The organism is Anianabacter salinae, assembly GCF_019061145.1.
Classification (GTDB): domain Bacteria; phylum Pseudomonadota; class Alphaproteobacteria; order Rhodobacterales; family Rhodobacteraceae; genus Anianibacter; species Anianibacter salinarum.
Genome location: NZ_JAHQZS010000011.1, coordinates 1 through 14,238, shown reverse-complemented (window position 1 = coordinate 14,238; position 14,238 = coordinate 1). Strand labels below are relative to the sequence as shown.

The 14,238-nt window shown below is 62.2% G+C and carries 9 protein-coding genes and 1 tRNA gene; 5 read left to right on the top strand and 5 right to left on the bottom strand.

Annotated elements, in window-relative coordinates; genetic code table 11:
• Nucleotides 1-65: 65 nt before the first annotated feature.
• The 4 genes from KTJ87_RS17735 to KTJ87_RS17720 form a co-directional block, all read right to left on the bottom strand.
• Nucleotides 66-3,683, bottom strand: coding sequence for a Hint domain-containing protein (locus KTJ87_RS17735; RefSeq protein ID WP_267140493.1), 3,618 nt, complete (start codon nt 3,681-3,683; stop codon nt 66-68).
• A gap of 335 nt (nt 3,684-4,018) precedes the next feature.
• Nucleotides 4,019-4,294: a hypothetical protein gene (locus KTJ87_RS17730; RefSeq protein WP_267140492.1), complete on the bottom strand. Its 276-nt coding sequence runs from the start codon at nt 4,292-4,294 to the stop codon at nt 4,019-4,021.
• Nucleotides 4,295-4,540: 246 nt separating this feature from the next.
• Nucleotides 4,541-4,834 (bottom strand): DUF4915 domain-containing protein, encoded by a 294-nt coding sequence (locus tag KTJ87_RS17725; protein WP_267140491.1) that lies wholly within the window; start codon nt 4,832-4,834, stop codon nt 4,541-4,543.
• Between the two features lie 115 nt (nt 4,835-4,949).
• Nucleotides 4,950-6,905, bottom strand: a complete 1,956-nt coding sequence (locus KTJ87_RS17720; RefSeq protein WP_267140490.1) for a Hint domain-containing protein — start codon at nt 6,903-6,905, stop codon at nt 4,950-4,952.
• A 1,579-nt stretch (nt 6,906-8,484) separates the two neighbouring features.
• Between KTJ87_RS17720 and KTJ87_RS17715 the strand changes: the two genes are divergently transcribed.
• The 5 genes from KTJ87_RS17715 (at nt 8,485) to KTJ87_RS17695 (ending at nt 14,205) form a co-directional block, all read left to right on the top strand.
• Entirely contained in the window at nt 8,485-9,237 is a 753-nt protein-coding gene (locus KTJ87_RS17715; protein ID WP_267140489.1) for a hypothetical protein, read from the top strand.
• 211 nt (nt 9,238-9,448) lie between these two features.
• On the top strand, nt 9,449-9,664 hold the full coding sequence (locus KTJ87_RS17710; RefSeq protein WP_267140488.1) for a DNA-binding protein: 216 nt from the start codon (nt 9,449-9,451) through the stop codon (nt 9,662-9,664).
• Between the two features lie 163 nt (nt 9,665-9,827).
• Nucleotides 9,828-11,522 carry a site-specific integrase gene (locus tag KTJ87_RS17705; RefSeq protein WP_267140487.1) on the top strand — a complete coding sequence of 565 codons (1,695 nt, stop codon included), beginning with the start codon at nt 9,828-9,830 and terminating at the stop codon, nt 11,520-11,522.
• Entirely contained in the window at nt 11,522-12,565 is a 1,044-nt protein-coding gene (locus tag KTJ87_RS17700; protein WP_267140486.1) for a site-specific integrase, read from the top strand. Before KTJ87_RS17705 ends, KTJ87_RS17700 begins: the two co-directional genes overlap by 1 nt.
• Nucleotides 12,562-14,205 (top strand): recombinase family protein, encoded by a 1,644-nt coding sequence (locus KTJ87_RS17695; RefSeq protein ID WP_267140510.1) that lies wholly within the window; start codon nt 12,562-12,564, stop codon nt 14,203-14,205. The genes KTJ87_RS17700 and KTJ87_RS17695 overlap by 4 nt, the downstream gene beginning before the upstream one ends.
• Here the strand turns inward: KTJ87_RS17695 and KTJ87_RS17690 are convergent.
• Nucleotides 14,162-14,238: transfer RNA gene (locus KTJ87_RS17690), tRNA-Met, on the bottom strand. The two genes, KTJ87_RS17695 and KTJ87_RS17690, sit on opposite strands and share 44 nt — an antisense overlap.

Below are 14,238 nucleotides of genomic sequence, written 5' to 3'. Positions count from 1 at the left end.
GGATTTTCTCGCTGCCAGTGGCGGGTCCTCGGCCGGGTTGTCGCTTCCCAGGCATGGTCCGTGCATCATCCCGAGAATCTCATCTCGGTCACCGGCTTTCCGTGCTTGGCAATGCGCGCGGCCAGGACCTTCATCTGCTTGCCCTTCTGCGGGATGAACCTTGCAGACTCGGGCCGGTATCGGGGTTCCACGATCTCGGGGAACAGCAAAGTGATCTCTGTACGGGCTTCGACCGACAGGCCCTTCAGCGCCTCGGGGCCGGTGAACAGGCTCTCGGTCAGGGCACCGTTCGACCAGACGATCTGGTGGGCGTCGAACAGCATGTGGAAATACTCCACCTCGGCTGCGCTGTCGTCGATTTCGATTCCTGGCAGGACCAGAAGCTTGTTGGCGGGGATCAGCACTTCTCTGCTGCCGAACATCCGTTCGGCGATCACGCTGCGCACAAGGACACGGTGCTGCGGCGAGACCGAGAGGTCGTGTTCGGGCAGGCCGGGGGCCAGCGCATTCGCCCGGATGCGGGTCGGGCGCAGCTTCGGATTCGACTGCAGCGCGCGCGCGTCCAGCTTGCGGCTGCCGATCCAGCGGATTGGCTGTTCTCCCGCGTCGGCAGTCAGCACGTTGTCGCCGACGGCAAGATCCTCGATCCGTATCTCGCCGCGGCGCGTCCTGATCAATGTGCCGCGGACAAAGCAGGTGATCCCGAAGTTGATCTCCTCGAAGTTCTCGAAGCTTATCGCTCCGACGGTGCCGGACTCGTCGCCATCAGCAATCTGAATCTGCCCGGCAAGTCTGAGGGCGAGGATGTCGGAGAGCTGCTGTGCCTCCGAGGGACCAAAGTCGATCACCGGGTCGCCATTGGCCGGGGTGAAGGTTCCGACAGCGTTGTCGTCAAGGCCTGATACGTCGGCAACATCGAAAAGCGTGCCCGTGGGATCGACCTTTGCGCCATCGACCACCGTGTCGGTGATCGTGATGCTATCCGTCTCACCATCAACTTCGTTCGCGATGAAGCTTTCGACCGAGGTGAGCGTGGCCGTGCCGATGTCGGTCTGCACCGCCGTGCCCGAGCCGGTGTTGTCCACGGTGACAGTGATGGAGTTATCGCTGTCGATGCCAACGCCTGCGGTCAAGCCGAGGTCGATAACCCCGTCAACGGTGCCATCCGCTGCATCCGCCGCCGCCAGATCGGAGCCGAGCAGGAGGTAGGCCTCCCCGGACCCGGACCCGCCCCCGTCTGCGCCATCCGCCCCGATGATCAGGTCGTCGAGACCGTCGCCATCCACATCCCCGGCGGAGGACACGGAAGTGGCAGCCGCGTCAGACCCCTCGGCACCGATAAACTGATACCCGGCAAAGCCGCCCCCGGTCGCTTCATTGGCATTGTCGAGATCAATAACGCCGTCGATGCTGCCATCCGCCGCATCCGCTGCCGCAAGATCGGCGCCGAACAGTAGATAGGCCTCCCCGGACGCACCCCCGAACTCATCTGCGCTAGGCGCTCCAATGATCAGATCGTCGAGGCCGTCGCCGTCCACATCCCCGGCAGAAGATACGGACAGGCCAGCTTGGTCACCCGCCTCGGTGCCGATGAACTGGTACCCGGCAAAGCCGCCCCCGGTCGCGACATTGGCATTGTCGAAATCGATGACACCGTCGGCACTGCCATCCGCCGCATCTGCTACCGCCAGATCGGCGCCGAAGAGGACATACGCTTCCCCGGAGTAGTTTCCCCCACCGTCCGCACTGGGTGCTCCGATGATAAGATCGCCGAGACCGTCGCCATCCACATCCCCCGCAGAAGACACGGACCAGCCGGAGTAATCATTTGCCTGGGTCCCGATGAACTGGTACCCGGTGAGGCCGATATCCGTCAGGTCGGAATTGGCATTGTCGAGATCGATGACGCCGTCGATGCTGCCATCCGCCGCATCCGCCACCACCAGATCGGAGCCGAAGAGGAGATAGGCTTCTCCGGAGTTGCTTCCCCCCCCGTCTGCTCTTGTCGCTCCGATGAAAAGATCGGCGATACCGTCGCCATCCACGTCCCCTGCAGAAGACACGGATCGGCCAGCTTGGTCAGACCCCTCGGTCCCGATGAACTGGTACCCGGCAAAGCCGCCCCCGCTCGCAGCATTGGCATTGTCGAGATCGATGACGCCGTCGGTGCTGCCATCCGCCGCATCCGCTGCCGCCAGATCGGCGCCGAAGAGGAGATAGGCTTCACCTGAGTTACTTCCCCCACCGTCTGCGTTGATCGCTCCGATGATCAGATCGTCGAAACCGTCGCCATCGACGTCCCCCGCGGAGGACACGGAAATGCCAGCCGAGTCAGACCCCTCGGTGCCGATGAACTGGTACCCGGCGAAGCCGCCCCCGGACGAAACATTGGCGTTGTCGAGATCGATGACGCCGTCGGTGCTGCCATCCGCCGCATCCGCTACCGCCAGATCGGATCCGAACAGAAGATAGGCCTCCCCCGAGTTGCCGCCCCCCCCGTCTGCGCTGTTCGCTCCGATAATCAGATCGGCAAGACCGTCGCCATCCACATCCCCCGCAGAGGACACGGATCGGCCAGCCACGTCAGCCGCCTCGGTCCCGATGAACTGGTATCCGGCAAAGCCGCCCCCGGTCGCCACATTGGCATTGTCAAGATCGATGACACCGTCGGCACTGCCGTCCGCTGCATCCGCCGCCGCCAGATCGGCGCCGAACAGAAGATAGGCCTCCCCGCCCCCGGAGGCATACCAGGCACCGATGATCAGATCGTCGAGGCCGTCACCATCCACATCCCCCGCAGAAGACACGGATCGGCCAGCCTGGTCACCTGCCTCTGTGCCGATGAAGGTGTACGACACCCCGGGTCCCGCGTTTGCCTGCAGGACGTCGGTGCCCGTGCCGCCGTCGATCGTGTCGCTGCCGCGGCTCATCAAGATCGTATCGTTATCGGCTCCGCCGTCGATTACATCGTTCCCGTTGCCCCCATCGATCGTGTCGCTGCCATCTCCACCATCGATCGTGTCGTCGCCGTTTCCTCCATCGATCGTGTCGTTGCCGAGCCCTCCAGTGAGACTGTCGTTGCCGTCGCCCCCGGAAATGTAGTCATTCCCGCTCTGTCCATCGAGTGTGTCGTTGCCGCCTTCTCCAAAGACGGTATCGTCACCTTCATCGGAGGACACGATATCGTCGCCGCCTCCAACCGCGATGAAATCGGCCTCACGTCCTGCCTGGATATCCGCGTCATTGATGTTGATGATTCCAACGTAGTCTGGCCCAGAGATGCCCACAGGACCGCCATCGAAAGGGCCGACATATTGCGCGTAGACTATTTGAATCGTATGGTTGCCAGGCCCTAGATTTATTGATGTTAGTGGGGCAGCGGTCCCGGCCCCGGAAGTGCTTGTTAAAAGAACGCCATCAACCCAAATTCCCACATAGTCATCGACGAGATCAGAGCCAAAGAAATAGTCCCCGCCGGTCGTCACCAACAACGTGGTTTCAGCAACGGTTGTGAATAGAGTCAGGTCGTCGCCCAGGACCGCTGCGCTGTCTGCCCCTCTCAGATAGCCGTCGTAAGTGTCAGTCTGAAGAATGTTCTCTCCAGGCAAGTTGGGATCAACCAAAAATGCAAGATCATCCCGATACTTTACCCAGAAGTTCCCCACGTTATTCGGGGAAGTCATCAGATCCTGGCCAGGACCGCCCGATATAAATGTACCCATTTCACTATTCCAATATTCAGGAGGACACTAATTCGATGCTGGCGACGGCGGTCGTCTCAGCATCCAGTTCTGTCTTTGATCCCGTTTCGGGCAGAGCTCGACATCGGGCTCGGTCGTGGCGAGGCTGTCGCATAGAGCAAGTCGTTCGCGACATCATCTTTCCCCCGATTGCGTTGGGAAACCGGTCGCTCCCTTGATTGCTTGATGGAGCCTGTCGCCGTCCTCCTTCCCCGCGGATGACATTGATGAGCCAGCGGTGTTGAAAGTTTTGGCACTGACATATCTAAGGCACCTGCTCATCCGGCCTGCTCCTGATGCGCGGCGGCGGCAACGTCCCCGGGCGGCGCGGCGAAGGGAAAATGCATTTTGATCATGTCATCGCGGCCCGGAACCTTGAGGAAGAACTGGCCGCCGTCGGCGGCCAGCACTCCAAGGCGGAGGTAGCCGTTTAGCGCGTCGGCGACGAGCGCCTGCACATCTGCTTCGGTGGTGAAGCGCACGCGGCGCTCGAGCTTCGCCAGCGTGTCCGCGTCGAGCCGCAGGGTAACGTTGGTTAGGGTCGTGCCAGTCATGGGATACTCCATCGATAATGGCAAAATCCGGCGCACCTGGCAGCGCCATCTATTCCAGCCGGTCCAGCGCGGACTGCAATCAGGTTGGCTGAAAGAATCGCTGCCAGCGCATGTCGCATCTCGGCTTATTGACGGGCATTAGCGCCCACGCACCCTCGACTCGCAAACTGACTGTTTCACTAAGTGGAATGGTCGCGCCGGAATCCGCCTTCATCAGACGCCAAGTTCTGCCTCCGACATGCATTCTCAGCAGCGCAATCCTGCGTCGAAGACATGGGAAGGGGCAGGCAGAGGCCAAACCTGAAACAAGGAAGCCAGCCAGAAACCGCTATCCGATCTGGCAAGTCCCATGCAGCGCGAAAAATTGCGCTCAAACACGGAAAGCCTCCCATCCGGCTTGATCCCAAGAAGGAACAGTTTGCCCAGCTCATAGGTCGAGAGGGCAAGGGACAACTTTTCCTCCGCCATCCAGTTTGTTGCGTGACGGCTCGTGTGGATGACGTAGCCCTGTTGCTCCTCTGATCCGGTTGGTGCTTTCATCGAGCGATTGCATGATGCGACCGCCACAGCGCGGCGCCCCTCTCGGCTTGGGATTTTCCCGCTGCCAGTGGCGGGTCCTCGGCCGGGTTGTCGCTTCCCAGGTATGGTCCGTGCATCATCCCGAGAGTCTCATCTCGGTCACCGCCTTTCCGTGCTTGGCAATGCGCGCGGCCAAGACCTTCATCTGCTTGCCCTTCTGCGGGATCAACCTTGCAGGCTCGGGCAGGAATCGGGGTTCCACGATCGCGGGGAACAGCAAAGTGATCTCTGTACGGGCTTCGACCGACAAGCCCTTCAGCGCCTCGGGGCCGGTGAACAGGCTCTCGGTCAGGGCACCGTTCGACCAGACGATCTGGTGGGCGTCGAACAGCATGTGGAAATACTCCACCTCGGCTGCGCTGTCGTCGATTTCGATTCCCGGCAGGACCAGAAGCTTGTTGGCGGGGATCAGCACTTCTCTGCTGCCGAACATCCGTTCGGCGATCACGCTGCGCACAAGGACGCGGTGTTGCGGCGAGACCGAGAGGTCGTGTTCGGGCAGGCCGGGGGCCAGCGCATTCGCCCGGATGCGGATCGGCCGCAGCTTCGGGTTCAGCTGCATCTCGCGCGCGCCCAGCTTGCGGCTGCCGATCCAGCGGATTGGCTGTTCACCCGCGTCGGCAGTCAGCACGTCGTCGCCGACGGCAAGATCCTCGATCCGTATCTCGCCGCGGCGCGTCCTGATCAATGTGCCGCGGACAAAGCAGGTGATCCCAAAGTTGATCTCCTCGAAGTTCGAGAAGCTTATTCCGCCAACTGTGCCGGACTCGTCGCCATCTGTAATCTGAATCTGCCCGGAAAGTCCAAGGGCGAGGATGTCAGAGAGCTGCTGCGCCTCCGGGAGGGGGCCGAAATTGAGGACCGGGTCGCCATTGGCCGGGGTGAAAGTTCCGACGGCGTTGTCGTCAAGGCCTGATACGTCGGCAACATCGAAAAGCGTGCCCGTGGGATCGACCTTTGCGCCATCGACCACCGTGTCGGTGATCGTGATGCTATCCGTCTCGCCGACGAACTCATTGGCGATAAAGCTTTCGACCGAGGTCAGCGTGGCCGTGCCGACTCCGTCTTGCACCGCCGTGCCCGAGCCGGTGTTGTCCACAGTAACGTCGAGCGACCCCGTTATCACCTGATTGGCCTGCAGCGTGTCAGTCCCCGCGCCGCCGGATACTGTGTCGCTTCCCTGGCTCGCTACGATCACATCATTGCCGTCACCGGCATCGATCGTGTCGTTGTCGTTTCCACCATCGATCGTGTCGTTGCTGTTTCCTCCATCGATCGTGTCGTTACCGATCCCTCCAGACAGACTGTCGTTGCCGTCGCCCCCGGAAATGTAGTCATTCCCGTCGCCGCCGAGAACCGTGTCATCTCCTGCGCCAGCGAGCACGGTGTCGTTCCCTGCGCCTGCATTGATGACGTCATCGTTGAATCCGGCCCCGGTCAGGCCATCGCCGTTGTCCACCCGGTCCGAGCCTTCCGAGATCGGCTCGACATAGCTCGCATCGATAAGGTCATCGCCGCCCGTGCCGGTGATCACGCCATCGTCCCAGGCCTGCGCCTGGCGGTCGGTGGTCAGGCCGGAGCCGGCGGAAAGTAAACTGTCGAGCGTGATCGAGACGATGGGAAACGCCTCGTAGGCCGTCACGTCGGCGTTCAAGGCGAACTCGGGCGCAAGGAACAACTCGCCCGTCGTCGACTGCGCAAGCACCGCCGTCACGGTGGTGGTGGTGCCGTTCACATAGGTGATCGTCGCATTGTACTGAATTGAGACATCGAAGATGAAGGTCTGCACCCCGCTGCCGATGTCGGTCGTGAACTCGTCGTTCGAGACGCTGTTGCGTGTGTCAAGAAAGTTGGGGGCACCGCCATTGTCGATCATGGTCGCGCTTGCGATGCGGCCGTAGAGCGGGTCGCCGACCGAGCCGTAGGTGTCGCCGACGATCGCCCCGGCGTTTTCGACAACAAAGTCGGTCTCGTCCGGCCCATCGAGTTCGACTGCGGTGCCGAGAAAGATCCAGTTGAACGTCGTCGGCATCAGAGTGCCTCCCAAAAGTGTTTCCGAATGTTCTCTCCGGGCAAGTTGGGATCGACCAAAAATGCAAGATCATCCGGATACTTTTCCCAGAAGTTCCCCACGTTATTCGGGGAAGTCATCAGATCCTGGCCGGGGACGCCCAATATAAATGTACCCACTTCACTATTCCAATATTCAGGAGGACACTAATTCGATGCTGGCGACGGCGGCCGTCTCAGCATCCGGTTCTGTCTTTGATCCCGTTTCGGGGAGAGCTCGACATCGCGCTCGGTCGTGGCGAGGCGGTCGCACAGAGCAAGTCGTTCGCTACATCATCTTTCCCCAAATTGCGTTGGGAAACCGGACGCTCCCTTGATTGCTTCGTGCAGCCCGTCGCCGTCCTCCTTCCCCGCGGATGACACTGATGATCCAGCGGTGCTGGATAGTGGTAAAATCCGGCGCACTTGGCAGCGCCATCTAATCCCGCCTGTCCAGTGCGGCCTGCAATCAGGTTGGCAGAAAGAATCGCGGCCAGCGCATGTCGCTTTTCGGCTTACTGACGGGCATTAGCACCCCCGCACCCCCGACTCGCAAACTGACCGTTTCACGAAGTGGAATGGCCATTCCCGAACCTACTCTCATCAGCCGCCAAGCTCTGCCTCCGACATTCATTTTCAGCAGCTTCAGTGAATGAGGCCTTGAGGTACCGCTGGATCTAAAGCCACTGTTCCTCCCTGGGCGGTCGCGACGGGAAGACGTAGGCAGGCAGAGGTGCCTCCGGACACCTGAACAACAGAGGTGAAAGGATTATCTAGGAGGCGGGAGTCTGATGCTGCGAGTGAGCATAAAACAATTGCAAACGACTGATCCGCCCCCGATTCTGCCTGGTTCCATCTTGTGTAGCTACTGAGCGACATGTTGGCCAAACTAGTGTGCGTCTTCATGGATTTGAGGCACTTCGGCCGGAGGCACCGCATGGCAGGACGGCAATCTTGGACGACCAAGCGGACGAGGTCTGGGCGAGTTTGGCCAAGGTGATCTAGGCTTTGGCGCTGGCCGTATTTTTCCTGCCCGAGATGTCACCTGACAATATCCGGCCCCCGCTACTTCCCCACGTCACGCAGAGGAAGTTCCTTCAACTCCGTATCCACGTGATGCCTGGAACGAGTTCCGTTTATATCGGTGGCCAACCGCTTCCCCGCAGGCGTTTCACCTACCACCACATCACCTCGCTTGAGGCTTCGGTGCCCCGATCCGTCAGTCCACATCGTGTGGGTTCACCGGCCGGTGGGCGTCGTATGTCACGTTTCTGCGCCGGGCCAGAAGGAGCCGCGTCGGCGCGGGGTGGGGTAGTCCCCGGAGTTCTCTCTTTGGAGCCGGCGAGAGAGCCGTGGCGACCGCTTTCCATGTCAGGGCGCCGCGCGGAGGAACGGTCGGATGAACCACGCGGACCCCGACCGGCACCATGCGAAGATTGGCTCCTCGGTACCAAGTGTATGGGTTGGCTCAAATGGGGGCGCTCCATACACTTCAGCCTCCTCGGCGACGAGGCGTGCTCGGACAGCGCCTACGCCGAACAAACAATGCGAACAGGTGCGGCATGAAGCAGACCCAAAAACACCATAGCAGCGCGCACGTGGACCAAGCGGCGCCTGCGAAGACCAGGACGGCAGGCAAGCTGCCTTGGAAGGTTCAGAAGTACGGACCCGGCGGCGCGCTCAGCCCGGGTCATCAAAGGTTACTGGCCCATATCTTCCATATCGATGCCTCGCAGATCGCGCGCCTCTCGAAAGACCTCGGCCATGCCCTCGACCCGGCCACGCGGTCTCGCAGCGTGATCACGACCCTCAAGCAGATGGAGCGGGCTCCCAAGGAAGTCGACCAAGTGCTCAAGCATCTCCGCAGGGCAGAGAGCAATCTGGCGAAAGCGATCCAGTCGATGCAGGATCTTCACGTCTTCGACGAGGACGATCCGAGCTGGCTGTCTCGATGGTGCGCCCAGCGATCAGACAGCGCCTTGTTCGACACCCAAATAGCCAGGGTGGTGCTGAACAGACGTTTCAAGACAGCGCCCGAGAGCATCTCCTTCACGGGGAACCCCGATCGGCGCCGGAATGCGGATGAACGGCGCTCAGGCGTGCTGTGCGCGATATTTACGTGTTGGTCACGGTCCGGGCACAAGCTTGCGATAACGACAGATGGCGTCACGTCTGAACGCAAGGGGCCGCTGATGGCCTTTACCAAGGCTGTCGTCCGAGCCGTGACAAATCCTTCAAGCGAGATCAACAGCGAGACGGCATGGAAGGAGCTCGAGCACTTCAAGCGCAGAGATCGCTTTTACAACGAAGTGTAGAGATCAAACAAAAACGCGCAATCGTTACACTTAGCCTGCGGGGGCGCACGCGCTCATGGTCACACCATGACACGCGTTCCCACCTTCCCGTCCAGCAAGCCTGACGCAGACAGCAGCATCGATGCGGCTGTTCTGGCCCTTGCGCGCCTGCTCGGAGAGGCGGCGGGACGGGAAGCGTGCGCGCAGATCCCCGACGCCAAGGAGCAGGCCGATGACGCAGAACAGCCGCAAGATCAAGACTGAGCCACCCGTCCGCCTGAAGACGGTGAAGGACATCGCGCTCGAGGACAACGTGTCCGAGAAGACCGTGCGCCGCGCGATCACCGCGGGGCTGCTGGAGGTGATCCGCGTCGGCCCTGGCGGCCGCCTGATCCGCATCCACCCGGACGCCCACACCGCGTATCGCCGCCGCCACCTCTGGGCGTAACGCGCGGCCATTATTGTCCATTAGTGTCAATAGCTTACTGAGTGCTCGGGAAGACGCTGCGAGCAGAACCGAGTTTGTTTATCGGGTAGAGTATTCCCGACCAGACCCTCCTGTCATCAGGAGTCCACCCGAGTCCCCGAACGGCCCAAGAGCGAGCAACCCGATGACCCAGCCAGGCGCGATTTCCCTCGACAGCATCTTCGTGGCACCCTCGACGCCAAGCTTTGCAGACCTGATTGATCAGATTGGCAGGAACGACGACCTCTCGAACGTCCGCCGCAAGGATCTCGTGTCAGGTTTGCGCCGGGTTGCCGAGGCACTCGGGCGAAGCCCGGCGCAGGTTCCGGCCGATCCGCGCTGGCTGCAACCGCGCATCGCGCGTGTCGCACCGGCCTTTTTGGGTATCACCAGGAAGACGTGGCAGAACTCCATCAGCAATGCCCGCAATGCCATGGCTGCTTGCGGAATTGTCTCCAAGCGCCAACGTCGGACCTCAGATCTGTCGACGCCGTGGCGCAAACTCTGGGAACGCGTCCAGGCCTCAGGCGACAAGAGCCTGCTCAGTCCCTTGCCGCGTTTCATCCATTTTCTCGACCGGATCGGCGTTGCACCGCAGGATGTTCGGAACGAGCATGCCCTCTTGTATCTCGAGGCCGTGGAGCTGAATGAGATCAGCAAGGCCCCTCAAGCGGCCTACAAGGACGCGGTGGCGGGATGGAATCGCGCGCTCGATCGATTGCCGGACTGGCCGGGCGAGCCGTTGTCGTTTCCGTCATCAGCCAAGCGCGTCATTCTGCAGGAGGATGAACACGCGCCGGGCTTTATCAGCGATGTCGACAGATACCTTGACATGCGCCTGCGGCCGGACCTGCTTGCGCCCGAGACGGCACTCCGTCCGATTGCCGCCTCATCCGCGGCAACCTACCGGTACATGTTGCTCCGCTTTGCGAGCCACGTCGCGGCAGCTGGCGTTCCGGTCGAAGAGATCATTTGCCTGCAAGCCTTGCTCGAGCCAAAGCGTGTAGAGCTCGGCCTGCGTCGCATGTTGGAACGCAATGGCGATGCGACATGCCAATCGATCAGCGATACGGCCGGGCTTCTTCTGACGGTCGCCAGGCACCTCGACTTGCAGGAAGAGATGCTTACCGTCCTCACACGGTTCAAAGCCCGTCTTGCCGTACACGATCCTGGCGGCATGACGGCCAAGAATCGTGACCGTTTGCGCGCATTGCGAGACCCCGGCATGCTCCACCGACTGCTGAACCTGCCCGAGCGGATCATGGCGCGTCCCCACGGCACGTATCGCACCAAGGCCTTGCGCGCGCAGGAAGATGCGATTGCCATCGGGATACTCCTTTATTGTCCATTGAGGATAGGGAACCTCTCGACGCTGGACATCGATCGCCACCTGCAGCGCCCGGCAAAAGGCAGGATGTTTCTCGTGATCCCTGCAGGAGAGGTGAAGAACCATCGGCCGCTCGAGTTCGAACTTCCGCGCCACCTTGTCACGATGATTGATGAACATCTGGTCGCCCGAGCGCCGTACCTCTGCGCTTCCAATAACCGCTACCTCTTCCCGGCGTCCCGCCAGCTCAAACCGGTGGGCGCGAACGCACTCGCGGAACGGATCAAACGGCGCATAAGGACCGAGATCGGGATCGAGATGAACGCGCATCTTTTCCGGCACCTTGCCGTGATGATCTACCTCGACGCCAATCCGGGCGGCTATGAGGTCGCCCGGCAGATGCTCGGTCACTCATCGGTGAGCCGGACGATATCCGTCTATTCCGGACTTGAGACAATAAGTGCGACGCGGGCATTCGCTTCCGTCGTCGACAAGATGCGGGAGGGAGGATGATGACGCAGAGCCTGTGCTTTCGGAACTGGCCAGCATCCGACCGCGATGCCTTCACTGCGCTGTTCGCAAAGGGCGGGTTGCTTGAAGATCAAGGCGCACTTGCGCACTGGTGCGAGGCGTCCCGGACCCTGATGGCACGCCAGTATGGCCGCTGGCTCGGCTGGGTTGCTCAGGCGGAGCCTGACGCTCTGGTCTTGGCACCGGCCCAACGCGCAACGCCCATGCGGATACGCTCCTGGCTCTCCAGTATGGATCATTTGGCACCGGCAACGAAGCTCGGGCATGCCGGTACCGTAGTTCGCTTATGCCGCTCTGTTGCGCAGGACCATGACTGGAGAACGCACCAGGCCATCCTCGCGGATCTGCATCGCGCCACCAAACGCCACGGCTCGCCGCGCAAGTCAGGCCGCATCCGGTCGAGCAATGTCCTTTTTGAGGCTGGTGCAAACCTTGTCGCGGAGTACTCTGGACCGATAACCCATCCCGACGACGCTGTCAGGCTGCGCGATGGTGCCATAATCTGTCTGCTGGCCCTGATGCCCATGCGGCGGCGCGCCCTCTCCGAGCTGGCGCTCGGAAGCTCTCTGCTTGTTGAGGATAACCAAATGACCGTCTGCCTGGATGGTTCAATGACAAAGAATCGACAGCCTTGGGAAGCGATCGTTCCAGACGTCTTGCGAGACGTGCTCGCAACCTATTTGCACTGGGGCCGGTCGATGCTCCTTGCGCGCGGCTCGAGCGATCAGGACGCTGTCTGGCTTGGACGCGAGGGCCTGCCTTTGGGCATCAACCAATTCACTCGGGCGATCCAGAACCGGACCAGGCAACTGCTTGGCGTCGCGATCAGCCCCCACCTGTTCCGGGATGCCGCCGCAACGACCCTCGCGCGCCATGACCCTTCTTCGGCACGGCTGATCAAATCGATACTTGGCCACTCGACGGAACGCGTTGCGGAAGGGCACTATATCCGCGCCGACACAATCGCCGCGGGACGCGGGCTTGCCTGCGCCCTTGATGCCCTCAGGAAGGAGCCCCTGCGATGACCCGAGCTGCCGTCTACGCGAGGTATTCCTCGAGCATGCAGCGCGACGCCTCGATCGAGGACCAGGTGCGGATCTGCCAAGCGCGGGCGCTGCGCGAGGGCTGGGACATCGTGCAGACCTTCAGCGATGTCGCGATCTCGGGGGCCACGATGCAGCGGCCCGGGCTCCAGAGCCTCTTGTCGCATGCCGAGAGCGGGCGGATCGATGTGGTGCTGGCGGAAGCCCTTGACCGCCTGAGCCGCGACCAGGCCGATGTGGCGACACTTTTCAAGCGCCTGAGCTTCCACGGCGTCCGGATCGTGACCCTCGCCGAGGGCGAGGTCAGCGAGCTGCACGTGGGCCTCAAGGGCACGATGAACCAGCTGTTTCTGAAGGACCTCGCGGACAAGACGCGCCGGGGCCTGCGCGGCCGTGTCGAGGCCGGGCGCTCGGGCGGCGGCAATGCCTATGGCTACGATGTGGTGCGCCGTATCGGAGAGAACGGAGAGCCGGTCACCGGGGAGCGCTGCATCAATCCCACCGAAGCGGCGATCATCCAGCGAATATTCCGGATGTTCGCCGAGGGGCAGTCCCCCAAGGCCATCGCCCGTCGGCTGAACTCCGAAGGCGTGCCGGGACCCCGCGGCAAGCTCTGGCGCGATACCGCGATCCGGGGCCACCGCATCCGCGGCACCGGGTTTCTCAACAACGAGCTCTATATCGGGCGCCTGGTCTGGAACCGGCTGCGCTATGTGAAGGATCCGGCCACGGGGCGCCGCGTCTCGCGGCGCAACCCGGAAGCCGAATGGATCATCACCGAGGTGCCTGAGCTGCGGATCATCGATGACGCGCTGTGGGCGCGCGTGAAGGCGCGCCAGGGCGAGATCGACGCCAGCGCGCAAGTCCAGGGCATCAGGCAAAGCCGCTTCTGGGAACGCAAGCGCAAGACCCACCTGCTGTCCGGCCTGCTCACCTGCGGGAGCTGCGGCGGAGGCTTTGCGGCGGTCGGCAAGGACTATGTGGCCTGCTCGGCCGCGCGCAAGCTCGGCACCTGTGACCAGCGGCGCTCGTTCAAGCGCGGGGTTCTGGAACGCGCGGTGCTCGACCTGCTCAAGGAGCGGTTGATGCAGCCAGACGCGGTCGCCGAGTTCGTCGCCGCCTTCAATGCCGGGATCAATTCCGAGCGCGGCAAGGAGACAGCCGCGCGGGCCGGGCTCGAGAAGGAGCGGGCGGCGCTCGAGCGCAAGCTGGACGGGCTCTACGATGCCATTGCGGATGGCCTGCGCACCGACGGCCTGAAGGAGCGGTTGACCGCGCTCGAGGCCCGGAAGACCGAGCTGGACCGCGCATTCGCGGCGCCGCCGCCGTCGCCTGTACGGCTGCACCCGAAGCTTTCGGAGCTGTATCGCAAGAAGGTCGCGGCCCTGGCGACAAGCCTCGAGGATCCCGAGGTCCGGACACCGGCGCTGGAGATCATCCGGAGCCTCATTGACCGCGTGACGGTTCGCGAGGCGCAAGGCGGTGCGGTTCTGCTGGAACTGGAGGGGGCGCTGACGGCGATGATCGAGACGGCCCAGGCGGGCGCGCTCGTCGGTGTCGATCCGGGTTCGGTAGAAGTGGTTGCGGGGGCAGGATTTGAACCTGCGGCCTTCAGGTTATGAGCCTGACGAGCTACCGGGCTGCTCCACCCCGCG

Excerpts from the sequence above, each read along its gene's own strand:
- KTJ87_RS17735 (WP_267140493.1), bottom strand. The coding sequence starts at position 3,683 with ATGACTTCCCCGAATAACGTGGGGAACTTCTGGGTAAAGTATCGGGAT.
- KTJ87_RS17730 (WP_267140492.1), bottom strand. The coding sequence starts at position 4,294 with ATGACTGGCACGACCCTAACCAACGTTACCCTGCGGCTCGACGCGGAC.
- KTJ87_RS17725 (WP_267140491.1), bottom strand. The coding sequence starts at position 4,834 with ATGAAAGCACCAACCGGATCAGAGGAGCAACAGGGCTACGTCATCCAC.
- KTJ87_RS17720 (WP_267140490.1), bottom strand. The coding sequence starts at position 6,905 with ATGCCGACGACGTTCAACTGGATCTTTCTCGGCACCGCAGTCGAACTC.
- KTJ87_RS17715 (WP_267140489.1), top strand. The coding sequence starts at position 8,485 with ATGAAGCAGACCCAAAAACACCATAGCAGCGCGCACGTGGACCAAGCG.
- KTJ87_RS17710 (WP_267140488.1), top strand. The coding sequence starts at position 9,449 with ATGACGCAGAACAGCCGCAAGATCAAGACTGAGCCACCCGTCCGCCTG.
- KTJ87_RS17705 (WP_267140487.1), top strand. The coding sequence starts at position 9,828 with ATGACCCAGCCAGGCGCGATTTCCCTCGACAGCATCTTCGTGGCACCC.
- KTJ87_RS17700 (WP_267140486.1), top strand. The coding sequence starts at position 11,522 with ATGACGCAGAGCCTGTGCTTTCGGAACTGGCCAGCATCCGACCGCGAT.
- KTJ87_RS17695 (WP_267140510.1), top strand. The coding sequence starts at position 12,562 with ATGACCCGAGCTGCCGTCTACGCGAGGTATTCCTCGAGCATGCAGCGC.